We start from the raw sequence: 21,154 nt of genomic DNA, 5'->3' as shown, positions 1-21,154 counted from the left end.
TATGTCTGATAACCAGGTAGTTGAAAGCATTCAAGATAAGTATGATTCGTTATTGCCCTACTTGAACGAGAAAACACGGCGTATTTGGGCAGCAATCGAAGCCCGAAGCCTGGGACGGGGAGGTGTCAGTCAGGTTGCGATCGCAACTGGGCTATCCCGCACTACAATTCATGCAGAGATGCGTTTGCTGTCAGAACAAGATGGGGTAAAAACAGAAGACGACATTACTCGAATTCGTACTAATGGTGGTGGAAAAAAACTACTAGAAGAACAAGACGCAATGCTGCTATCAGATTTAGAATCACTAATTGAACCAATGACGTTAGGAGATCCAGAGTCTCCTCTAAAATGGACTTCTAAAAGTGTGGTGAAATTAGCAGGCACTCTAAATCGTGGGGGACATAGAATTAGCGCTAAAAGTGTTTACAACTTACTTGAATCCCTGGGCTACAGTTTACAATCGAATCGCAAAACCCGTGACGGCTCATCTCATCCGGACAGGGATGACCAGTTTTTACATATTGCCAACCAAGTTAAACATTTCCAATCGCAGAACGAACCTGTAATTTCAGTTGATACCAAAAAAAAAGAGCAGATTATGAATTAATTATAGATAGCTATGAACAAGCTAGGGAAAGGTCTAGAGACAATAAGGAACAAGAAAAATATTACTCTGGTAAGGCAAGTAAACATACATTTATAAGTCAGATAATTATCTTGCCAGATGATGCCCCAATCGCTGTAGTACTTTTCGCGGGTGGTGGCGGGATAGAAGCGGGGATGGTGCAAGCCGGGATTCGTCCCGTTATTGCAGTGGAGTTTGATCCAAGCAAACCAGAACTGAGTAAAGCGATCGCCAAAACCCATCACCAAAACTTTAGCGAGTATGGCTGTAGAATAATTCAACTAACAGTTCAAGAAGTAGCACAGTTAGGATTTTTAGGTTTTCCTCGCCGCCCCGATTACCTCCATGCCTCCCCAGTATGCGCCAACGTAAGCCTTGCCCACACAGCTAAAGCCTTGGTGTAGCGATATTCTTTATTTCCCCCTGGAATGAAGCAATTATGAGCCTCAGTTAACTTTCCAGGTATATACTCTTTATCATGTATCGCTTGGCAAACATACAGTTTCTTTGCATTCTGACTGCCACCAACAACAGCATTAGTAGGGATATAGTTATTGGTTTTTTTCTTTTCGTAATTTACCCATGAAACACTCGCCAATGCAGGTACTGCTATAGAAACTGCTATTCCAGTTGCTAGAAGTGTAGCGATGCGACTGAATTTCAGCAAACTTACTTTTGTAAAGTTGGTGTTCATCCTTTTATCCTCACTAAGCATTCGTTGCCACTGATTGTTTTTATGATTCTTGGGTTTCATAGGAATTCCTCCCCAATTGGGGTAACGAATTATTGACTACAGGACATGGCAGAGGGAATGAACGAATGAACTTCTCTGCACATCACTCTTTACGACAACTTTTAGTTTTTATGCACTGAGAATAGAAAATTTGGAAAAAATCTGTAAAATCCTTACGCAGCAAGGAATTAGCTTTTGTCCCTATGGCTGTATAATTAAAATCAGCTATGTTTCAAACAGCGGCAAGTATTCCATGCAACCCCGACAGGGCATTGTTGAAATCTTTTCTACCTTTGTGCAATTTGATGTAGACCAATTTAGTGGTTGGGCAACAGATGCCAAACTGCGACGCAGTATGAAAGTTTGCCTAGAATCGTCAACTGAGAAATCAGATCCTTTTGGGCACTTTACTGGTATAGAGTTTGGCAGACTCAATCTAGTGCTGTGGCACTTGCACTATACAAGTACTGCAAATATTATCTACAGCGATCGCATGAAGCACTGCATGAGGGCAATCACTCCTTAACCTACTCTCTATCACTGCCGCTATCTCTTGACAGCATAGGTCATATTCGTGCGTTGCCCCTGGGACTCTTCTTGGGCAGCGATCGCTACGCAAGAGAAATCAACTTCTCATTTTCGCTTTTGTATAGCAGAGGAGAAAAAGTCCTAATTAGCAGGGATAACGACATTGTTTCGATTAATTCGCCTCCACACAGTTAGTGGAGGCAATAAGTCTAGCTGTGAAAATTACGGATTTGCAAGGAGCCTGCACAAGAATTGAGAATTTAGCTTTCACTTTCTCGCTTATTTGCCGACCATTGGTCGGCAAATATGTTTCGATATGCGAGTAGACAAAATCATAGCTATTGTTAAATCCGTTTCTACAACGGGCTATTAGGCATCACACTCCGCTCACGTGCCCAAAAAGCAATCCACACCCATACAACTTTCTGGCAAAATGCCTCTGATTTCCTGATAACTTACTGTATTCTGGGATATCCGTTCTTTGTGGAGAGCCGAATGATTCCTAGAGATATGCAACGACTCATCAAAAAAACCTCTAACCCAGTTCGCAAGAAAACAGAAGTAACTCCACAACCCACTGAACCCATTGAGATGCTTGAGAGCCAAAATATTCCTGAAACAGTGATTGAACCAAATGCACCTGTATACATTGAAGACTACGTTTCTGAATCCAAATACATTTCTGAACACTATCGCCCCCTACGCTCTGTGGGTAACTCCGGGTGGCAACCGTCTGATGTGTGGCGCGAGTTGAGAGTTGATGATTTGTGTCGGTGAGCAGCATCTAAAACTTGTATAATCCTACTATTGCTGATTCGCCACCCACGCTCCCTTACCAATTGATCTACGTGAGACAGTAAAATCAAACTGTCAGCGCCTGCCCACTGGGAATCAGTAGGTGGAAAGTAATGACCAATATCTCCCAAACTTAAAGCCCCCAACATTGCATCCATAATAGCGTGGGTTAACACATCAGCATCACTGTGACCCAACAACCCCAATTCATGTGGTATTTCCACCCCTTCTAAAATCAGAGGGCGGTCTACAACTAAGCGGTGGATATCGTAACCGTTGCCAATCCTAATATTCATGAATTCGCTACCCAATGGCTAAAGTTTTTGCCCCATAATCCAAGGTCTGACTTGCCATCAAAACTTCCTACCTAGCCCATTGATCTGCAGTAATAATGTCATTGAGACTTGGGTCAGAGTGGTTATGAAGATGATACCGATCGCACACCCGTTCAATCAAACGCGGAATATCAAGAAATTGAATTTTTTCTTCTAGGAAGAGGGCTACAGCCTGCTCATTTGCTGCATTGAGTACTGCTGGCATGGAACCCCCAGCGCGACCCGCAGCGTAAGCTAGTTGCATACAGGGATACTTTTGGTGATCGGGAGCATTAAACGTCAGTACCCCTGCTTTTACTAAATCCAACGTCTGCCAATCAGTGTGAATACGCTCCGGCCAAGAAAGAGCATAGAGTAGGGGCAGGCGCATATCCGGCCAGCCCAGTTGTGCCAAGACTGAAGTGTCTTGTAGCTCAATCAGTGAATGGATGATACTTTGAGGATGAATGACAATTTCAATTTGGTCATAGTCAACACCAAATAGCCAGTGAGCCTCTATGACTTCCAACCCTTTATTCATGAGAGTGGCAGAATCTATTGTAATTTTGCGACCCATTGACCAGTTGGGATGCTTCAAAGCATCAGCAACAGTAACTTTCGACAACTTTTGGACTGGATAATCCCGGAAAGCTCCCCCAGAGGCAGTTAGCAGCAAACGCTGCAACCCTCCAGCAGGTACTCCCTGCAAACATTGAAAAATTGCTGAATGTTCTGAATCTGCGGGTAACAACTTAACGCCGTGCTTGTGCACCAAGGGCAAGACTACAGCCCCGCCAGCAATCAGAGTTTCCTTGTTGGCTAGAGCAATATCTTTACCTGCTTTGATGGCAGCAATTGTTGGTAGTAGACCAGCACATCCCACAATGCCAGTCACCACAATCTCAGCATCGCCGTAGCGGGCAACATCAATAACTCCAGCTTCGCCCGCTAACAGAATCGGTTGGGGAGTAATATCTGCGATTGCTGCCTGTAATTCAGGTAGTTTTTGCACCTCATAGATGGCGACGATCTCCGGTCGGTATGTGCGGATTTGTTGAGCTAGCAAATCTACATTCTGTCCGGCAGCCAATCCCACAACCCTAAATTTGTTAGGGTATTGAGCAACAATAGTCAAAGTTTGGATTAGAGCCTGTTGAGCCAAGGAGAGAAATTGCTTTCACGTTAGTAGATACCTAATAATTGATGTGTTGCCCTAGTTACCTGATAGCGCTTCTTTGTGGATAATTGTCCTGAACTTTCTCGTCTATAAGACTTGATATTTGACAATTTATAGGAATAACTCCAGTGATAATCTTGCCAGGACTTCTTCTATCTTCTGATGTAAATGGGACTGACTACTATCATTGATTATGGTTAAATCAGCTATAGCAATTGGTCCACCTTTTTCAATTTTCTCAATTTCCATGTAGTCCCTTTTCTCTGCTTCCGCAAGTGTTAAAGGTCTATCCTGTCTTAAAGTCAGTCGTTCGTATCTTATGCTCTTGGGAGTAAAAATCGCTAATACCAGTAGGTCATCACTAAATTGTTTTTTTAAAGTTTTATACTCCTTGAAACTGTAAAGACCATCAACAATAACTAATTGATGTTCTAGGATCTGCAATTTGATGAGTGGCAATGCCATTTGGGCACACACATCCATTCCATGCTGTCTTCTAATTTCTTCCCTAACTATTTGCTCATTATTTGGTGTTATTGGTAGTTTTCGTCTTTCAAGTTCACGAATGATAATTTCCCCAAAGTGAATAATGGGAAAACCCATATTTTTAAAATAGCTAGCTACCACACTTTTACCTGAGCCAGGCATACCAACGATAGCTAAAATTCTCACCATATATCCCCTCTAAAAAGTTAAGCTTGAAAAATTATTTTGTAAAGGACGCAACACGAATACTGGAAGAGGTGAATTGTGAAACCCACAATTCTAAATCAGGGTCAGGAATCGCTATTTTAATTGATTCTATGACTTGCTGTGCTTGAGTTTGAGAGTTAGTTAAGGCAAATACAGTGGGACCAGAACCTGACATCATTCCAGCACATCCCAACCCCTGGAATTCGTCTCGCAGTCGCTGTACCTGAGGATATTGTGGCAACACTACCCGTTCTAGGTCATTGTAAAGCAACTGACCAATTTGCCGCTCATTCCGGTGAGCGATCGCGGACACCATTTTTTCTAAATGCACTTCTTGCTGATGATGCTCTCTGGTAACATCATCTGTTAAGTATTGATGACGAAATGTTTGGTAGGCCCAAGCTGTTGAAACGGAGAGACTGCGATATTTACCTAATACTACATAGGAATTATCCAATGCTTGTAGAGAAGAAAGATGTTCCCCCCTTACTGTAGCTAGCATTGTACCACCAGTAATACAGAAAGGCACATCAGATCCTAATAAAGATCCGAAGTATTGTAATTGTTTGTCATTCAGTTTCAGATCCCACATCAAATTTAACCCGACCAAAACCGCAGCAGCATTTGTAGAACCCCCTGCCAATCCTGCTCCCACAGGAATCCGTTTCTGAATTGTAATATCTACACCACCAAACTTGGCAAAAGCATCACTGAAGTTTTCTGCCATCAATGCTGCTGCTTTATAAGCAAGATTGTTGTGGTCTTGAGGCACTTCTGGATGGTCACAATGCAAACAAATAGCATTGGTTTGTAGTGGGTGCAGGTCAATCTGGTCAGCCAAGTCAATGCTTTGGAGTACCATTGCCAAATTATGGTAACCATCTGGACGAGTGCCAATAATCTCTAAGTACAAATTGATTTTGGCAGAGGCTATCAGGGAATAAGATTGCATAAGAGACTTGTCGCTAAATAAGACCTAAAAGATAATGAAATTCTGGACTTGACTCATTAACTTATATTGTCATCAAATAGTAATTCCAAAATCCGGCAGCAGTCAGCATAGAGCGATCGTCTAAATTATCAATGCGATGTAAATCCTGCTCTAGCATTGTATTTATTAATGCCTCCTATTATGTATTCACATTTAAAGTGTGAGTAATAATCTGACTTTCGTGCTTTCCTTCTTCAGGAAGAACAGTTTCTAGTAATTGCAGGTATCATAGTTTGGCTATTTAATAGGCTTTTAAGCACCAGGTAGGAACAACTTCTGTGGAACACCAAATTATCCCATTTTCATGCGTCCTGGTGTATGCGGTTCATGAGGGCTACTTACTGCTTATAATATCAGGAGTAATTGCCGCATACTGTGTAGGGGTTAAGATTCCCAAGCGAACATCTACCTGTTTTGGAATAATCTTTAACTGATACAGCAGATCCGCAACCTGCTGTTGAGCGCTAATTACTTGCTCGGTAATCGGTTTCATATCAAAATTACGCCTCGTCAGCAATAGCTCCATCATTGAAGTATCGACCTTGGTCTTCGGTGCGATGATTGCAGCTGCCTCACGCCTGTTGTTATTTGTCCATTGTCCAACTTTGTAATACTCTTCCAGAATTGCCTTGAGCAGATCGGGATTCTTTGTGGCAAACTCTCGGGAAGCCAGGTAATAGCCACCCGGTGTTTCAATTCCTTTACCATCTCGCAGGACGCGAATACTAGTTTCTCGCTGGAGTTGCAGTAAAGATGGATCGGAAGCTACAAAGGCATCTACCGTCTTATTCAAAAATGCCGAGCGTCCATCGATAGTCGTCAGATTCACTGGTTTAATATCGCTGAGTTTCAGCCCTACTTCTTCGAGTGCTTTCACTAAGAAATAAGTCAGAGCAGTACCCCTAGCAAAAGCAACTTTTTTGCCTTTGAGATCGGTCAAAGTGCGAATCGAAGAGTCCTTTGGGACGATGATCGCTTTGGCTTCTGCAGTTAGCCCTGGTATGTTAACTAGATACACCAACTTGCTGCCAGCTGCCTGGGCAAAAATAGGCGGCGTTTCTCCCGTTGGACCTAGATCGATGCTACCACTATCTAAAGCTTCTAGTAGGGGAGGGCCAGAGACGAACAAAGACCACTGGACATCAACTCCCAGAGGAGCCAGACGCTTCTCCATCACTTTCTTCTCGTGGGCAATGAGATCCCCAGAATTTTGATAACCAAGTCGAACTAATCTGGTATTGCTATTTTTTGTATTACAGCTGACTAAAGCAGTAGACAAACCCATGAGTCCATAACAGGCATTTAAAAAATCGCGTCTGGATATCTTGGAGTGATTCCCAAGGTTGTTGTACAAATGTGGATTAGACATAATGACTTACAGTTTCTTTTTGATCTAACTTAGGTTTACCTATTCAGCTTTTTATACACCTGATCTATGACTTTTTTGTTTCATATAACAAAAGCATTTCAAAAAACTATCCCGCTTGATACGATGTGGTATTAGTGAATTTTTGTGTATTTATTATATGGAATTGAGAGATTTAAACGCTTTCCTAGTCCTTGCAGAAGAATTGAACTTTAGAAAAGCGGCAGCAAGATTGCATCTGACACAACCCCCCTTGACAAGACTTGTGCAACGACTTGAGCAGGAGTTAGGAGTCAAGCTCTTTGAGCGCTCAACCACAAGGGTTGAGCTGACTCAGAGTGGGACAACTCTCTACCAAGGAGCAAAGGACTTGATTGATCAAGCCGAGCAACTCAAGCAACGGGTTAGTCAATCAGCAAACAGCGGCGAGGGCACACTTCGCGTGGGTTTTTGTGGCTCGGCTTTCCATAGTATTCTTGCGTCGGTGCTGTCAGCATTTCGCTACCATCATCCTGAGATACATATCCTCACTGAGGAGATATCTTCGCAAGAGCAATTAAGACAATTACAAATAGGAAAACTTGAGGTTGCATTTGTTGAAGGTAGAATCAACTTGAATGGAGTTTTAACGGAATTGATTCATCAAGAGGACTTTGGGATTCTCGTTCCCAAGACTCATCGGCTAGGAAACAAAAAACTTATTCCTTTTACCGATCTCTGTAATGAGACATTCATCTTTCAACCGAGGCGGGAAAATCCGCAGTTTTATGACAGTTTTCTCGCTCTGTTAAGAAACGGAGGCGTTGAGCCTAAGCTACTCCATAAGAAACCTAACCAGCAATGCCCGGTACTTGTCTCCTCTGGTGCAGGTATACTTTTGACTACACGAACCTTGAGTAAATTCGCCACGGAAGACTTGCGATTTATCGCTATACTACCGCCTTGTCCTAAGTTCCAGATTTCCTCTGTCTGGCGAGACGGGCCTCAATCTCCACAACTCAAACTCTTCCTGAAATTCATCACTACTGCTAATCATTCAAACGTATCTGAGCTATTGCATTTTATAGAACGACATTAGAAACTTCTTAAAAATACTGGCGTTGTGTCGTACTTTCAGCTAACACATACCTACGTGTATTTCAAAAATCAAATAGGAGTCCTATATATGATTATTAGTTTCCTACTGTAACTGCTTGGCGCTCTCGCCGTGCTACTTCTGCACGTACTAGAGGAATAACCTCACGTCCATACTCGATCGCATCCTGTACAAGATCGAAACCCCGGATCAATAAGGTCGTAACACCTGCATCGTAATAATCAACTAAAGCCTCTGCAACTTGTTCTGGTGTTCCCACCAGAGCTGTCGTGTTACCTCCTCCATCGGTAGCTGTGGCAATTGGTGTCCACAGACACTTATCGTAGATTTCACTTTTTTGGGCAAAGTCTACTAACCGCTGTGACCCTACTGCTTGTGAAGGCTCTGAAGGAATTAGTGTTGCCCCTCCCCGTAGTTTTTGAATTCGCGCCAAAATGTTGTAAGCTTTTTCCCAAGCCTGTTCTTCTGTGACACCAAGAATAGGTCGCACAGAAACGCTAAAGCGAATATCACGACCATCTGGTAAAGCAGCACGAACATTTGCTATCCGCTCTTTAATTGCAGCAATTGGCTCACCCCACATGGCGTAGACATTACTGTGCTTGGCTCCTACTTGCACGGCTTGGTTAGATGCGCCGCCAAAGTAAAGCGGGATGTGAGGCTTTTGAAACGGTTTAATTGCAGAGAAAGCATCTTTGACGCGATAAAATTCGCCTTCGTAATCAAAAGGAGTGTCACTTGTCCAGATGCGGCGGACAATTTCTAAGTACTCATCAGTGCGACGATAGCGGTTGTCATGGTCGAGCCAGTCCCCATCCCTTTGCTGGTCTGCATCATAACCACCAGTAATTATATGCACTGCGATCCGACCATTAGTGAAATGGTCAAGGGTCGCTGCTGTGCGAGCAGCCAGAGTTGGTGCGACAAAACCTGGTCGATGTGCAATTAAAAAGCCCAATTGCTCGCTTATTGAAGCAGCGTAGCTAGCTACAATAAAGCTATCAGGGTTATTAGCTCTGTAGGCAACTAGTACCCGCTCAAAGCCGCCTTTTTCATGGGCTTGAGTGAGTTCACGAATGTAGTCTTGGTCTATTATGTTTTCGTTCAGGAAATTCTGAACATTATTTAACTCCGAAACTGGTTTTGTCCGGATTGCTCCGATGAACTCGACTGGCATTGTCAATTCTCCTAAATATGAATGCCGAAAATATTTTATTTGGGTATGGCCTTGTGTGCTGTTGAAGAACTATTTAAGTTTCAGGGTTTAGACCTCCATATTCAAAGTTTATAGTTTGCTGATGTGACACTTGTTATAAGAGGATGTTTGAAAAATTCTCTTGTCGGCATCTAAGGTTTTAGATCCCTCTAAATCCCCCGATCAATTGGGGAGCTTTGATTCCGATTCCCCCTTTTTGAAGGCTAGGGAGGATCTAAAAACGCCTAAAGTCACAGCAAAACACTTTTTAAAAACCCTCTAAGAGTTCAGACGATAAATTACCTTTATTCCCGCGTCATTTACTCCGTTTTTCAATAGTGATACCAGTTTTAAATTTGGAGTTTAGCTGCTTATAAACTTGCATCACACTATCACCTATGAAGATAACTATGTAATTTACTATTGTCTGAGAAAAACAAATTAGGAAAAAACAAATTATTTTTACAATAGTAAAAGTAATCATAAGAAACCATATAATTTACAAGCAGAGGCATGGAATCCTCTGTAACTAGCGAATCAAAAGGCTTAAATTTCTAACATTCCACCATCAACGATCATCTCAGTTCCCAGAATATAAGAAGCGTCCGTTGATGCGAGGAACAATACGGCTTTCGCTACTTCTTCAGGTCTTCCCACTCGTTTCATTGGAATTTTTTGAGCAAAATGCTGAAGAAATACATCTATATTCTCAGGATTAAAACCTTCAGCCCTGCTCAGGATCGGCGTTTGAATTGTACCGGGACTAACGACATTTACACGAATGCCTTTATCCACTAGTTCAGCAGCAAAAGTACGTCCGAGCGACCTCACTGCGGCCTTTGTGGCGGAATAGACACTCGTTGTGGGAAATCCTGTTTGACTACCAATTGATGCGTTCAAGACAATGGCTCCCCCTTGCGTCATCAGTGGAATCGCCTTTTGGACAGTAAAAAATACTCCTTTAAAGTTAACGGCGACTTGAGTATCGAAAGCTTCTTCGCTTGTTGCTTCCACAGAAAAAAACTTTGAAATTCCCACGTTCGCGAAAAGCACATCTAAACGACTGAATTTCTCATGAATTTGGTTCATCATTGATTCAATTTGAAAAACCTGAGATACATCTGCTTGAATTGCCAGTGCGTTTGAACCAATATCTTTTGTAGCAGAGTCAAGAGTTTTTGGATTTCTTCCGGAGATGATGATATTTGCCCCTTCTTCTGCGAAAGCTTTTGCTGTAACCAAACCGATCCCGCTATTACCTCCAGTGACAAGGACGACTTTGTTCTGAAAACGTTTATTGGACATATCATTTACAATTCCTTTCTTGGTGAGTTAGGTTTCTCCAATTCAATTTTGCCAGAGCAAGATCGTAACTTCGTTCTTCGTTCACTGTATCGTTCGGTGAGTTGAATTAAATATGTTGTTTTTATTTCCAAAGAAATTCTACAGCAAATAAAAGCAGAGAGGAATTTCAAAAAAAGTATTGCACTTGATACTATTTTGGTATCAGTTGGTTCTATAGTTGCGATACTTGCATTTTACAAATCTCTATGCAAAGATAAGTTTGCAGAAAGTACTATAACCTAATGGATTTATAGTACTTGAATAAATGTTAATAGTATTTTTAGTTATTTGAGCGCAAAATATGATATCTAGCCATGTCAATTTGCTCAGAAATAACTAGAAGAGAAATTAGTTTTTAGTCGTTGAAGTAAGTAGCCAATGATGAACTGACTACGCCATAACCAAGAAAACAGGATGTCAGAAGATGTTTTTGAAATCTTTGTTCACATAGCATCTACTTGATATTATTTTCTTTAGTTCGAGAAAAAAGGACTTGAAGAAGATATCCGATGAAGCAGCATCAGAAACAAGATGTTTAAAATATTCTCGAATGACTTCAGAAATCCGAATTTAGGAGATTCTCTGGATTGCATATTCAATTAATGTATTGCTGGTTTAAGAACCTGATATTTCAGCTCTCTAACCAGTAAAATCCTTGCTAGTAATCTCATCTGGCATTTTAGCAGAAGTATTGTCAGAAATATTTCTGCGGCTTTTTATGTTCTATAGTCAGTTCTTTTGCTTTTAAGGTTGAGGAGTCATGTCGATTATTGGCTGGAATTCTAGATTTACATTCTGGTTACTTTTTTTGCTAGATATCTTAATTATCTTAGTTATGAATCCGACAAAAAGTCAGGCTAATATACCTGAATCTACTTCATCTACTGTGAGTAATACCACCCTTGTCCCAGCTTCTGGGCAGTCGCCTGTATTTTTTGCCGATCACAACAATTCTGTAGGAGAGCAAGTTACGCCTGTTTCACAATTACTCTCACCAGTACCTAAGACTAGCGCTAGCCCAGTCAGCAGCCATCAAGTGCGATCGCTAGATGATAATGCCGCAATGGGGCAGGTAAATTCTGTTTCGCAGTTATCAGATATCAAACCTACTGACTGGGCGTTTCAAGCTTTGCAATCTTTAGTAGAACGGTATGGTGTGATTGCAGGCTACCCCAACCAAACCTTTCAGGGGAATCGGGCAATGACTCGTTACGAGTTTGCGGCCGGACTAAATGCAGCCCTGGCGAGAATCAATGAACTGGTGAGTGCGGGAACCAGCGATTTGCTGAGAAAAGAAGATTTAGAAACATTGCAAAAACTCCAAAATCAATTTGCGCCAGAACTAGCCCAACTGCGGGGGAAAGTGGATTCCTTGGAAACACGAACAGCAGTTCTTCAACCCACATTCCGCAGGTGCACTCGTTGGTCAAGCTGCCATTGTAATTGGAGGACTTGTGGCAGGCAATAACGTCCTCACCAAGAAACCCGCACCTCACAACTTCACTTTAGGCGACTATGTTAATTTAAAGTTAAACACCAGTTTTAACGGTACAGATCAACTGCGGATAGTGCTTACAGCAGACAATATTGCCTCTTTAGGAAGAACAAGAAGTGGAATACTTGGAACCAATGATGGCAAAACTTCTGATAACGCCAGTCCACTTTTCCCCAACAATGAAGTTATAGCCAGTGGCGTCCGCTATCGTTATTTACTTGGTAGTAATACTGCAATTAACGTTTTTGCTCAATCTGATGGAGCCTTTGAACTAGGCTTGAGCGGAAGCATCAGCCCGTATTTTGAAGGATCAGCAGCTAATGGAATCTCACGATATTCGCGGCGAAATATGGTCTATAACTATGGAGATACTGGAGCCGGAGTCGCTATTCTTCATAACTTTAGTAACCAGTTTCAATTAGGATTGCAATACACCTCGATTAACGGTAACAATCCGACAGAGAATAATGGCTTATTTCAAGGCAGGTATGTAGCTCTAGGACAATTACTATACAGCAGCCCCAACAAGAATTTCCGGTTGGCTTTAACTTACGCCAATACTTATAGTCCACCAAACACTACAGGTCTCAGTGGCACAAACTTCGGCCCAGCCATCGGCAGTAACTTAGCAAACAGCACCGTGGCTGGAAGAGCAACTTTAGGAAATCTTTATGGTGCAGCAGCTTTTTATCGGATTAATCCATCTCTGGCAGTAAATGGATGGGTAGGTTATTCCGCGCACCGTTACTTGGGAAGCGGTGATGCAGATGTCTGGGACTGGGGTGTCGGACTATCATTTCCCGATTTATTCCAAAAAGGTAGTTTGGGAGGTATTTTTGTGGGTATGGAACCAAAGCTGACTAGTCTGAGTCCAAATGTGAATTTAGGAGCAGGGAATGGCGTAGCAGACAAAGATACTTCCTTACACATTGAGGGCTTTTATCAATATCAAGCCAATGATAATATTGCGATCACCCCCGGTGTAATCTGGATTACTGCACCTGACTCTGATGCTAGCAATCCTGATAGTATAGTTGTTTGGCTCCGTACTACCTTCAGGTTTTAACCCGAACCAGTAATTCCAAATTCAAATTTCAGTAGACCAAAAAGTTTTGTGATCTCCAAGAGATAAAGCTTATTTGGGAGAAGATTTAATTACAACTCCAATTAAAAAACCCAAAAATTGAGAATTAAGAGCTGATTCGTAAAGAAAATCTTAAAAATACTCAATTCATTATTGGGCATGACTTTCAGAGAATAAACGCTTGATTGGCTCAAATTCCTGAAACCCTTACGAGGCAAAAACTTTACTCTAGTTTACAAATTAGCTCTTAGGGGCTAATTTGATTAAGTTCTTGTTCTAGATGAAATTCTACAATTGCTGCTTTGGCTGCATAAATATCTGGATGGCGTTTTCGTAGATATTCGACGAGTTGCTTGTAGGTCTTTCGCAAGAGTAGAGAAAGTTGGGTCAGGGGTTGAAGTGCATCATCAAAATGAGGAGGGCGAGTAAGGTCATGGACATACTCAACGCACATCAGCCAAGCAGCAAATGTTTCACCCTGGCCGAGGAAAGATAGGGGTGTGTCGCCGTGAAAAAAGCACACAAAGGCTGTGTTCATCCCTGTGTGACGGTAGAGATGTTCTGTTAAGGTGGTTTGGTCGCTGATTCTCGATTGCATCTGGATGCAGACCATTTTAATTCACATTCGGCGTGAATTATAAACGCTACACAGATTTAGCTGACTGCCACCTCGGCTTGCTGTTTCCACACCGCATCTGCATACAAAGATGTGTCAAAGTCCGGCGAAATGTTGCCGTTAGTGATCCGGGCTTCGTGTAGTGACCAGTCAGCGAAGAATAAGTCGTGGCTGATGCGGGCCACTATTGCTGGCACATCGCGTCGGATGCTGGGTACGTCGCCGATGGGCAGACCGAAGCTTACGAAACCAGCAGGATTGAACACATGGATGTCTTTCAGATAGGGGGCATTGCCAGGTACTTTCTCTTCGTATTCATGGGCGCTGCCAAGGTAAGGGTAGGTGCTAAGTTGATCGTCACGCTGGTCGGCTGGGGCTTCATAGCGATCGCGCCAGAGTGCGATATGATGTGCAAATTCGGCGAGTTCCGGCCGCTTTGTCGGGTCAACGAAATAACCAGTACCAGCGATCGCAAAATCGAACTCGAAAACATCATCATTTACCTGAGCGACGATGCGATCGCCTTGATTGTGAGCAGATTTCCACGGTGCAGATAAGTGCAAGTGGAAGTTAGAAAACGCTATTACCCGCTCGATTGCGTCTGGTGGTGGCGTAGAGCCAACCTGATTAAACCGCCAAGCTTGGAACCACCGAGCTGCATCAGGTAGTTGCGGATAGTTATAGTAAGCGCCAGGATAACCTCGGAGGCGATTCACTGGCAGAGATGCGATCGCTGGCCGTCGTGCGAACAGGTGTACTGCCTTCGCGCCTGATTCCAATGCCACTCCTGCCGCATCAAAGGCCGAGGCCGCAGCACCCAGCACTGCTACTGTTTTGCCACGTAGATTGTTGAAGTCGATTGCATCGGCGGTATGTGCATATAAGGTGCGTGGCAGAGATGCCAATACAGGCGGTATGTTTGGGCCACCAGTGCCAGCTACACCGTTGGCGAAGATAATTTTACGTGTGGTTTCCACCTGGGCGACACCGTTCACTTCTAGGTGTAGACGAAAGAAATCGGCGTCCGGCTCAATCCACACCAACTTCGTCTGATACCGAACTGGAATGCCCAGAAAATGCCGATACCAGCTGAGGTACTCAGCCCACGCCACTCGTGGAATGCGGTCAAGCGCTGCGTATGCCTCAACACCGTGCCGCGCCTCGTACCAAGCTTGAAATGATAGCGCCGGAATGCCCAGTTCTGGCCCTGGTAGGTTTTTCGGTGTGCGTAGCTTTTTCATCCGCGCCCGCGTCAGCCACACGCCTGCATGGGCTTCGTCAAGAGCCTCATCGATGACTGTCACGCGCCCAATGCCAGCACGCCGCAGGGCAAATGCGAAGGTGCTGCCACTGCCACTACCACCTACTATCGTCACATTGTGGTCAATGCCTGAGCGATCGCTCACCCAGTTTTCGGGATCGGGGCCGAGTAGGCGCAACGCCTCACGTGCAGCAAAATCGAGGTCAGTCGTTGTTGTCATATCGGTATTTAAGGATGAAATGAGATTTTATCGAGATTAGTGATACTGAAAAGCATAATATCATGTAAAACTAATTATTAGCTTCTCTAATATTCTGGGTTGCAAACTAAATGATTGCTAACTGTTAGCGAAGCTGTGCTGATGTCGCCCAAATACTTGAAAGAAGCTACCCCAGTAAAGCTGTACTGCACATTGAAAATTAGTTGAAATTTTCTATTCATTTGAGTAGCTGATAACACTTGTCTTTACTTATTTAAAGGCGATGCCTGCGGCGGGCTATTCGGCGTCGCCAATAAATAAAAACTTTTTAGTTTGCTGAAAATCCCAAACCGTTTTATCTCCTGCTTAACAACAGGCTCACGATCAGCAGATTCTTGTGGTGGGAATTCCCAAATATCACGTATCTCATGTTCTTGCTGATCTGTTAATTGGAGATCATGTGGTAATTGAGACTGTTGCCCAAATAACCAAGGTACTCCATTTAATAATTCTCTTTCTATTCCATGAAACATATTTTTACCCTTATTAAAAATAAGGTGATTTTGACATTGAGCTTTTTACTTCTTTCTGCAATTATTGGCATTTGGCAATATCTTTGTTAAAACTGCTGTCCCAAAGTTGTTTCACATCAACTTTTGTGGAAATTACACCCGCTTGAAAAAAGGTATCAGCAACCTTTTGCTGAGAAGCAATAGCTTCGTCAGAAACAGGAAGTAATTCTTGACGACGCTGTTGTTGTCCTTGCTGGGCATCCTGATAAACGATGCCTTCATCAACATCGATAGTAGTTGCATAATTCTTCGACCACTGCTTAAGATTAGATTCACGCCAAGTTTGGGATTTCCGCAAACGACAGAGAAAATCAGCAATTACAACTTTCTTTTGGGGATCGGCGATCGCATTGGGTGAAGCAATAATCACAAAGTTACCACTCAAAATATCTTTTGCAGATTCCAGTACCCGCGCCCCTTCTTTTTCGGCTTGAGGGATGGAGTAACCGTAGGTAGCCCAAGCATCAAGCTGTCCTTTACGAAAAGCCGCAAGCCCATCGGGTATCGATAAAGGAATTGCATTGATATCCTTCATCGTTAGCCCAACTTTTTCCAACATCTTAATCAGGAAGTAGTGGGCAGTTGTAGCTTTCACGTAACCCACTTTCTTATCTTTAAGATCGGCGATCGTTTTGGCAGTCGAGTCCTTGGGTACGAGTACAACTTGACCAATCGTTGGCCCTTTGAGAGTGGCAATAATTTTTACAGATGCTTTCGATTCAATCGCAAAAATCGGTGGAATTTCACTAGCTGAGGCTAAGTCAATTGCACCAGCATTGATTGACTGTACCATCAAATTCCCCCCGGTAAACTCAGTAAATTGAGTTGTGTAAGGGAAATTATCTAGTCCAGCTAACTTTAAATTTAAGTCCCAGCCACCTTTATACTTAGCAACATGCAATTGAGTTGTATTCGATACTGCAATTTTAGATGGACTAGGATTAGCAGCGATCTTTGTCGGACTGGTAGACTTAACCTCTGAGCAAGCTGTTGTTGCTACTAACAAGCAACCCAGAGAGAAGAAAAAATTCTGCCGCAGCCAATTGGTAAACACGTTATTTTTGGGTAAAAAAACAAGGAAGTAAAATAACCACCAACTACATCTTTCCTACCTAGCGGTGGTAGTTTCTAACGGACACACTGCCGTTGTAATATCTACTCGTTGCGGAATAATTTTTTGCTCTAGTAACCAGTCAGCTGTTTTCTGAAGCTTGGCTATATCCCCAGTATTAGGAAATACGTAAGACTCTGGGCCTCGATTTTTAGTCACTTGCTTGGCTACCGCATCAGAAAGTTTTAGCTCTTTAACTAGAAAATCTGATGCAGCATTAGTATGTTGATTTAACCATTCACCATCCTCACTCAAAGCACTAAGAGCAGCTTTCACGGCGACAGGATTTTCTTTAGCTGCATCACCACGAACAACCATAATGCCGTAGGTAGGCGCAGGGTGTGTAGTGGTGATTCTTCGTGCCTTATGCTCTAATTCTGCAATTGAAATATAAGGTTCCCAAACTGCCCACGCATCAACAGAACCTTGATATAGAGCAGGTGCAGCATCATTCGGTGATAAGTAAACTCGCTGGACTTTAGATGAAGGAATATTTTCTTTTTCCAAAACTTTTAATAACAGATATTCGCCCGCACCACCTTGATTAACTGCAACTTTCTTATCTACTAAATCAGTCGGTTTCCGAATGGGAGAATCACCACGAACTAAGATGGCATTACTCAAAGAATCTGGATTAGGACGCTGTACAGAGCCAATACAAAGAGGCTGTCCGGCAGCAATTCCAGAAATCGAAGGAATATCACCACATCCACCAATATCTGCCCGATTACCATTGAGAGAACTTAAAAGCGTAGCGCAACGGTCAAATGGGCCACTCCATTCAACTTTGATATTTTGCGTTACTAACTGACGCTCTAACTCACCTCGTTGACGCGCAATGGGAATAATCCCGCCTTTTTGGTAGCCCAAGCGAATCACATTGTTTTTCTCTGTACTTTTAGTAGTGAGAGTTTTTGAAGAGGAATCTGAGTTAGCTGTAGTATTGATAGATGTTTTTTGACTGCAACTAGAAGCTATAAAAGCAAGAAAAGACATTGCGATTACAATGATTGTACTAGCAGAAAATTTTTGTTTGTACTCAAAACAGTGTTCTTTTAAAGAATTCACCACAATTGACTCCTTGATATCAATTTTTAGGAGTTTAAGCAGCCATATCTATAAATTATAGCAAATAACTACGATAAGTCGATCGACTTATCGTAGTTAATAGAAATAAGCATACCACCTTTTGATAAGCTGTCCAAACCAAATCAATATTTTTTATCTATGACTAAGAGAATTTAGCTTGGGTATTTCTATGTGAACGTATACACAAGTGGCGAGAAAATAAGCTGTAAAAGAACCATATACACAAATATCAAAAAAATTCTTCGATTTGGGCGACAATCTCTAAAAAACTGGTATAAGCCTTTTTTTATATTCTTTGTTGATAAAATCTTTGACGTTTGGATGAACGAGTAGCTGGTTTAACTTTGGAATCTTTGGTTCGTTTTCTCGACCTTGTAATGTAACTAATGCCAGAGCGTATTTCTTGTCCATTCTTGTCCTTGCATTGATGCACCTCGCAAAGTTGAAAACAGAGCGGAATACCAATTCGTAATTCGTAATAAAGAAGGTCAAATTTTGAATGTGTTGCCCGATTTTAGAGAATTGGTATTAGCTAGGTTAGAGAACTCAGAATCTAAGTCCAGCCTGTTTCAGTAGTGGTAGAACGCGCTTACCGAAGAAATCCAGATCAGGCTCAAAATCGTAGAAGGCAAGCTGGAAGCCATCGACACCAGCTTTATTCATAGCGGCGATCGTGTTCGATTTGGCTCCAGCCGAACAGTTCATGCTCATAAGCCCGATGTCCAGTGACAACATTAATTCCCCAGCGACCTTTAGAAATGTGGTCAAGCGTCGCACCAAATTTAGCCAGATGGATGGGATGCCAAGGCCCGTAGAGGACGTGAATTGTTGAGATTAATAGAATGCGTGAGGTAATACCAGCAAGAGAAGCGGTAGCAATGAAGGCATCTAAACCTGCTTCTGTCCGAGTTGGTCCCTGTCCGCCTTTTGGCTGCCATGTGGAATAGCCGAAAACCAGATCAAAACCTAACTCCTCAGCCTTTTGAGTCAGTTTGGCATTGTAATCAAACGACCAGTCTGTAGTGCGCGGTAGGGTAGAAGAACTCCAACCACCGTGATGAATTGGTAAGAATAGCCCTAGCAGTACTGGCTGCCGGAGAGCTTGAGATAATGGGCTTTGGGGATAGTCTGTGGGACTAGCGATCGCCTCTTTACTTGCTCTCAAAAAAGTAGTATCAATTGCACTCATAGTTTCTCTCAACGGTTTCGGTTGGCTGCGAGATCCCCGACTTCTGAATAAATACTCATAAAGTAGTTTCCCGTAGTTTAGAAGTCAGGGATCTGAACAAAATTAGAAGAATCCTCGTTGCGGCAATGGTGTACCGTTGATCTCGTAGTCCCCGATCGCACGAGCCTTAAAATGATTTGGGTTGTGTGAGGACAAAGTGCGGGCGTTGCGCCAATGACGATCAAAGTTTGAGCTTTTTTTAGTTGTAGAAGCCCCACCAACTTCAAACAACAAAGTAGCCGAACGTAATGCCAAATCATCAACAATCAATTTGGCTTTCGATGCACTCAGAGAAGTTGCCAGTGCCGCAGCTGTTTCTGCCTCTTTACCCTGAGCTTGGTCAGCAGGGAGGCGATCGAGACCATCAGCTGCCGCCAAGACGATCGCTTCGGCAGCAAAGGCATTAGCGGCAATCTGTCCAACAGTCTGCTGTAAAATCGGATCTTCTGCTGCTTTCTCGGCTACGGCATGATAGAAAGTCCTTTTTCGGGTACGAACGAGGGTTGTTGCATCGCGTAGAACGCTGCGAATAATACCAGCATTAATTGCTGTTAAAAATAATTGCGGAACGATGTTATATGGCAGGTTGTCTTGGTCTGTGTCTGTCTCAAAAATTACTTCATCTGCCTCTACACGGACATTAGTGGATGTAGTTGTTCCTGTACCTGTAAGTCTTTGTCCGAAGCCATCCCAGTCATCCACAAGGTCAATCCCCTCACGGTTAGTAGGAATCAGTATAAACGCTCTAGTGCCATCGGGTACTAGTACACGCACGAAAATCAAGTCTGCATAAAGGCTGCCAGTGCTGTAATACTTCGTCCCATTTAGACGATAGCCATCACCATCAGGTGTTAATTTTGTATTCACAACTTGCCCGCCGCCAGCCCGCTTGACTTCTAATTCGGTCGTAGCGAGTCCAATAATCGCGCCATCGACCACATCCTTAAGCCATCGCTGATTCCTTTGGGTGCGCTCAGAACGCAAAATTCGCTCTGTAACAGAGAAATGATTCCGTACAATGTGAGCCACGTTTGGATCGGCATCCCCCAGCCGAATCACGACCTCGAATAGTTCGCGTGCGGTTCTACCACCACCCCCTTCGGCAACGGGGATTCGCAATGCACCTAACCTGGAACGCCGGATCAATTCAACCACATTATAAGGAAGGATGCGATCGCGATCGCGCTCACTTGCTCCCAGAGCAATAAAATCAAAAAGCTGCTGGAGTTCCGGCGAGTTTGCTCTTACAGGAGTCGAAAACTGAATTGTCGTATCTGCAAGTTTCTCTGGACTCTTAATCATTAGTTTCTATCTCCGAATATTCTGTGGAAAATCTATGTTGGTGAGTGGTGAGGCAATTGCTATTTCTGGGTGACGCGACTTTAGCACTACAAAGTTGAAGAATGTTTCCAGCCTTGAGGCGATTACATCTGGTAACATATTCATCAAGCCACCGACTGCACTCGACAAAAACCATTCCTCTGTAAGGGTTTTAGATGTATTTAAGTTTTATAAAGTACTAAAAATCTACCGAATTGCCGTAGTTTGATACTCCCAAATTTTACCCAAGTTGTCAATCTGTTTTAAGGTCTTTTTGCAGGAAAGACTCAAAGTTGAAAGCCCAAAAGCGTCTACGGAGTAA

Annotated in this window: 20 protein-coding genes and 2 pseudogenes; 6 read left to right on the top strand and 16 right to left on the bottom strand. The window is 42.9% G+C overall.

From position 1 onward, the window contains the following. Nucleotide 1: 1 nt before the first annotated feature. A pseudogene (locus HWQ43_RS27035) lies at nucleotides 2-592 on the top strand (ISAzo13 family transposase); the annotation flags it as partial. Nucleotides 593-717: 125 nt separating this feature from the next. Then, nucleotides 718-1,029, top strand: a complete 312-nt coding sequence (locus tag HWQ43_RS27030) for a DNA cytosine methyltransferase (protein ID WP_292739405.1) — start codon at nucleotides 718-720, stop codon at nucleotides 1,027-1,029. On the opposite strand, the gene HWQ43_RS27025 is transcribed toward HWQ43_RS27030, so the two are convergent. Continuing rightward, on the bottom strand, nucleotides 963-1,379 hold the full coding sequence (locus tag HWQ43_RS27025) for a DM9 repeat-containing protein (RefSeq protein WP_292739403.1): 417 nt from the start codon (nucleotides 1,377-1,379) through the stop codon (nucleotides 963-965). The genes HWQ43_RS27030 and HWQ43_RS27025 overlap by 67 nt on opposite strands. A gap of 232 nt (nucleotides 1,380-1,611) precedes the next feature. Between HWQ43_RS27025 and HWQ43_RS27020 the strand changes: the two genes are divergently transcribed. Next, nucleotides 1,612-1,884, top strand: coding sequence for a hypothetical protein (locus HWQ43_RS27020; protein WP_366932915.1), 273 nt, complete (start codon nucleotides 1,612-1,614; stop codon nucleotides 1,882-1,884). Nucleotides 1,885-2,575: 691 nt separating this feature from the next. Here the strand turns inward: HWQ43_RS27020 and ispF are convergent. The 5 genes and pseudogenes from ispF to HWQ43_RS26995 form a co-directional block, all read right to left on the bottom strand. Next, on the bottom strand, nucleotides 2,576-2,977 hold the full coding sequence (gene ispF, locus HWQ43_RS27015) for a 2-C-methyl-D-erythritol 2,4-cyclodiphosphate synthase (protein WP_292739401.1): 402 nt from the start codon (nucleotides 2,975-2,977) through the stop codon (nucleotides 2,576-2,578). A 67-nt stretch (nucleotides 2,978-3,044) separates the two neighbouring features. Continuing rightward, nucleotides 3,045-4,176, bottom strand: a pseudogene (locus HWQ43_RS27010) (1-deoxy-D-xylulose-5-phosphate reductoisomerase). Nucleotides 4,177-4,283: 107 nt separating this feature from the next. Then, nucleotides 4,284-4,847: an AAA family ATPase gene (locus HWQ43_RS27005; protein ID WP_292739399.1), complete on the bottom strand. Its 564-nt coding sequence runs from the start codon at nucleotides 4,845-4,847 to the stop codon at nucleotides 4,284-4,286. Between the two features lie 31 nt (nucleotides 4,848-4,878). Next, nucleotides 4,879-5,817, bottom strand: a complete 939-nt coding sequence (gene ispE / locus HWQ43_RS27000; protein WP_292739397.1) for a 4-(cytidine 5'-diphospho)-2-C-methyl-D-erythritol kinase — start codon at nucleotides 5,815-5,817, stop codon at nucleotides 4,879-4,881. A 373-nt stretch (nucleotides 5,818-6,190) separates the two neighbouring features. Further along, on the bottom strand, nucleotides 6,191-7,225 hold the full coding sequence (locus HWQ43_RS26995; protein ID WP_292739395.1) for an aliphatic sulfonate ABC transporter substrate-binding protein: 1,035 nt from the start codon (nucleotides 7,223-7,225) through the stop codon (nucleotides 6,191-6,193). Nucleotides 7,226-7,382: 157 nt separating this feature from the next. Here HWQ43_RS26995 and HWQ43_RS26990 point away from each other — a divergent pair, with 157 nt between their 5' ends. Further along, nucleotides 7,383-8,300 carry a LysR substrate-binding domain-containing protein gene (locus HWQ43_RS26990; protein WP_292739393.1) on the top strand — a complete coding sequence of 306 codons (918 nt, stop codon included), beginning with the start codon at nucleotides 7,383-7,385 and terminating at the stop codon, nucleotides 8,298-8,300. A 94-nt stretch (nucleotides 8,301-8,394) separates the two neighbouring features. Here HWQ43_RS26990 and HWQ43_RS26985 read toward each other — a convergent pair whose 3' ends face one another. Continuing rightward, nucleotides 8,395-9,495 (bottom strand): LLM class flavin-dependent oxidoreductase, encoded by a 1,101-nt coding sequence (locus HWQ43_RS26985; RefSeq protein WP_292739391.1) that lies wholly within the window; start codon nucleotides 9,493-9,495, stop codon nucleotides 8,395-8,397. A 564-nt stretch (nucleotides 9,496-10,059) separates the two neighbouring features. Further along, nucleotides 10,060-10,818, bottom strand: coding sequence for an SDR family oxidoreductase (locus tag HWQ43_RS26980; protein ID WP_292739390.1), 759 nt, complete (start codon nucleotides 10,816-10,818; stop codon nucleotides 10,060-10,062). A gap of 799 nt (nucleotides 10,819-11,617) precedes the next feature. Between HWQ43_RS26980 and HWQ43_RS33910 the strand changes: the two genes are divergently transcribed. Further along, the gene (locus HWQ43_RS33910; protein WP_366932913.1) at nucleotides 11,618-12,325 is read left to right on the top strand and encodes an iron uptake porin; all 708 of its coding nucleotides are present in this window, start codon (nucleotides 11,618-11,620) and stop codon (nucleotides 12,323-12,325) included. Beyond that, nucleotides 12,312-13,418 (top strand): iron uptake porin, encoded by a 1,107-nt coding sequence (locus HWQ43_RS33905; protein ID WP_366932912.1) that lies wholly within the window; start codon nucleotides 12,312-12,314, stop codon nucleotides 13,416-13,418. Before HWQ43_RS33910 ends, HWQ43_RS33905 begins: the two co-directional genes overlap by 14 nt. Before the next feature lie 265 nt (nucleotides 13,419-13,683). Here the strand turns inward: HWQ43_RS33905 and HWQ43_RS26970 are convergent, their stop codons facing one another. From HWQ43_RS26970 to HWQ43_RS26930, 8 genes are all read right to left on the bottom strand, one after another. Next, nucleotides 13,684-14,034, bottom strand: coding sequence for a hypothetical protein (locus tag HWQ43_RS26970; RefSeq protein ID WP_292739388.1), 351 nt, complete (start codon nucleotides 14,032-14,034; stop codon nucleotides 13,684-13,686). Nucleotides 14,035-14,090: 56 nt separating this feature from the next. After that, nucleotides 14,091-15,533 (bottom strand): NAD(P)-binding domain-containing protein, encoded by a 1,443-nt coding sequence (locus tag HWQ43_RS26965; RefSeq protein WP_292739386.1) that lies wholly within the window; start codon nucleotides 15,531-15,533, stop codon nucleotides 14,091-14,093. Between the two features lie 245 nt (nucleotides 15,534-15,778). Then, nucleotides 15,779-16,045: a hypothetical protein gene (locus HWQ43_RS26960; RefSeq protein ID WP_292739384.1), complete on the bottom strand. Its 267-nt coding sequence runs from the start codon at nucleotides 16,043-16,045 to the stop codon at nucleotides 15,779-15,781. A gap of 61 nt (nucleotides 16,046-16,106) precedes the next feature. Beyond that, the gene (locus HWQ43_RS26955) at nucleotides 16,107-17,138 is read right to left on the bottom strand and encodes an ABC transporter substrate-binding protein (protein WP_292739382.1); all 1,032 of its coding nucleotides are present in this window, start codon (nucleotides 17,136-17,138) and stop codon (nucleotides 16,107-16,109) included. 54 nt (nucleotides 17,139-17,192) lie between these two features. Continuing rightward, nucleotides 17,193-18,191 carry an aliphatic sulfonate ABC transporter substrate-binding protein gene (locus HWQ43_RS26950; protein ID WP_292739380.1) on the bottom strand — a complete coding sequence of 333 codons (999 nt, stop codon included), beginning with the start codon at nucleotides 18,189-18,191 and terminating at the stop codon, nucleotides 17,193-17,195. 748 nt (nucleotides 18,192-18,939) lie between these two features. Further along, the gene (locus HWQ43_RS26940; protein WP_292739376.1) at nucleotides 18,940-19,473 is read right to left on the bottom strand and encodes an LLM class flavin-dependent oxidoreductase; all 534 of its coding nucleotides are present in this window, start codon (nucleotides 19,471-19,473) and stop codon (nucleotides 18,940-18,942) included. A gap of 102 nt (nucleotides 19,474-19,575) precedes the next feature. Then, the gene (locus HWQ43_RS26935) at nucleotides 19,576-20,814 is read right to left on the bottom strand and encodes an acyl-CoA dehydrogenase family protein (protein WP_292739374.1); all 1,239 of its coding nucleotides are present in this window, start codon (nucleotides 20,812-20,814) and stop codon (nucleotides 19,576-19,578) included. A 6-nt stretch (nucleotides 20,815-20,820) separates the two neighbouring features. Continuing rightward, nucleotides 20,821-20,982 carry a hypothetical protein gene (locus HWQ43_RS26930; RefSeq protein WP_292739372.1) on the bottom strand — a complete coding sequence of 54 codons (162 nt, stop codon included), beginning with the start codon at nucleotides 20,980-20,982 and terminating at the stop codon, nucleotides 20,821-20,823. Nucleotides 20,983-21,154 lie beyond the last annotated feature (172 nt).

The organism is Nostoc sp. JL31, assembly GCF_017114965.1.
Lineage (GTDB): Bacteria > Cyanobacteriota > Cyanobacteriia > Cyanobacteriales > Nostocaceae > Nostoc > Nostoc punctiforme_A.
Note: the sequence above shows the minus strand (reverse complement) of the source record. Positions and strands in the feature narration are given on the sequence as shown.

What these genes read in the sequence shown, in the direction of transcription:
- HWQ43_RS26985 (WP_292739391.1), bottom strand. Translation starts at nt 9,495, where the DNA reads ATGCCAGTCGAGTTCATCGGAGCAATCCGGACAAAACCAGTTTCGGAG.
- HWQ43_RS33910 (WP_366932913.1), top strand. Translation starts at nt 11,618, where the DNA reads ATGTCGATTATTGGCTGGAATTCTAGATTTACATTCTGGTTACTTTTT.
- ispF (WP_292739401.1), bottom strand. Translation starts at nt 2,977, where the DNA reads ATGAATATTAGGATTGGCAACGGTTACGATATCCACCGCTTAGTTGTA.
- HWQ43_RS26935 (WP_292739374.1), bottom strand. Translation starts at nt 20,814, where the DNA reads ATGATTAAGAGTCCAGAGAAACTTGCAGATACGACAATTCAGTTTTCG.
- HWQ43_RS26940 (WP_292739376.1), bottom strand. Translation starts at nt 19,473, where the DNA reads ATGAGTGCAATTGATACTACTTTTTTGAGAGCAAGTAAAGAGGCGATC.
- HWQ43_RS26950 (WP_292739380.1), bottom strand. Translation starts at nt 18,191, where the DNA reads ATGTCTTTTCTTGCTTTTATAGCTTCTAGTTGCAGTCAAAAAACATCT.
- HWQ43_RS26995 (WP_292739395.1), bottom strand. Translation starts at nt 7,225, where the DNA reads ATGTCTAATCCACATTTGTACAACAACCTTGGGAATCACTCCAAGATA.
- HWQ43_RS27020 (WP_366932915.1), top strand. Translation starts at nt 1,612, where the DNA reads ATGCAACCCCGACAGGGCATTGTTGAAATCTTTTCTACCTTTGTGCAA.
- HWQ43_RS26970 (WP_292739388.1), bottom strand. Translation starts at nt 14,034, where the DNA reads ATGCAATCGAGAATCAGCGACCAAACCACCTTAACAGAACATCTCTAC.
- HWQ43_RS26990 (WP_292739393.1), top strand. Translation starts at nt 7,383, where the DNA reads ATGGAATTGAGAGATTTAAACGCTTTCCTAGTCCTTGCAGAAGAATTG.
- HWQ43_RS27025 (WP_292739403.1), bottom strand. Translation starts at nt 1,379, where the DNA reads ATGAAACCCAAGAATCATAAAAACAATCAGTGGCAACGAATGCTTAGT.
- ispE (WP_292739397.1), bottom strand. Translation starts at nt 5,817, where the DNA reads ATGCAATCTTATTCCCTGATAGCCTCTGCCAAAATCAATTTGTACTTA.
- HWQ43_RS26965 (WP_292739386.1), bottom strand. Translation starts at nt 15,533, where the DNA reads ATGACAACAACGACTGACCTCGATTTTGCTGCACGTGAGGCGTTGCGC.
- HWQ43_RS26960 (WP_292739384.1), bottom strand. Translation starts at nt 16,045, where the DNA reads ATGTTTCATGGAATAGAAAGAGAATTATTAAATGGAGTACCTTGGTTA.
- HWQ43_RS27005 (WP_292739399.1), bottom strand. Translation starts at nt 4,847, where the DNA reads ATGGTGAGAATTTTAGCTATCGTTGGTATGCCTGGCTCAGGTAAAAGT.
- HWQ43_RS26980 (WP_292739390.1), bottom strand. Translation starts at nt 10,818, where the DNA reads ATGTCCAATAAACGTTTTCAGAACAAAGTCGTCCTTGTCACTGGAGGT.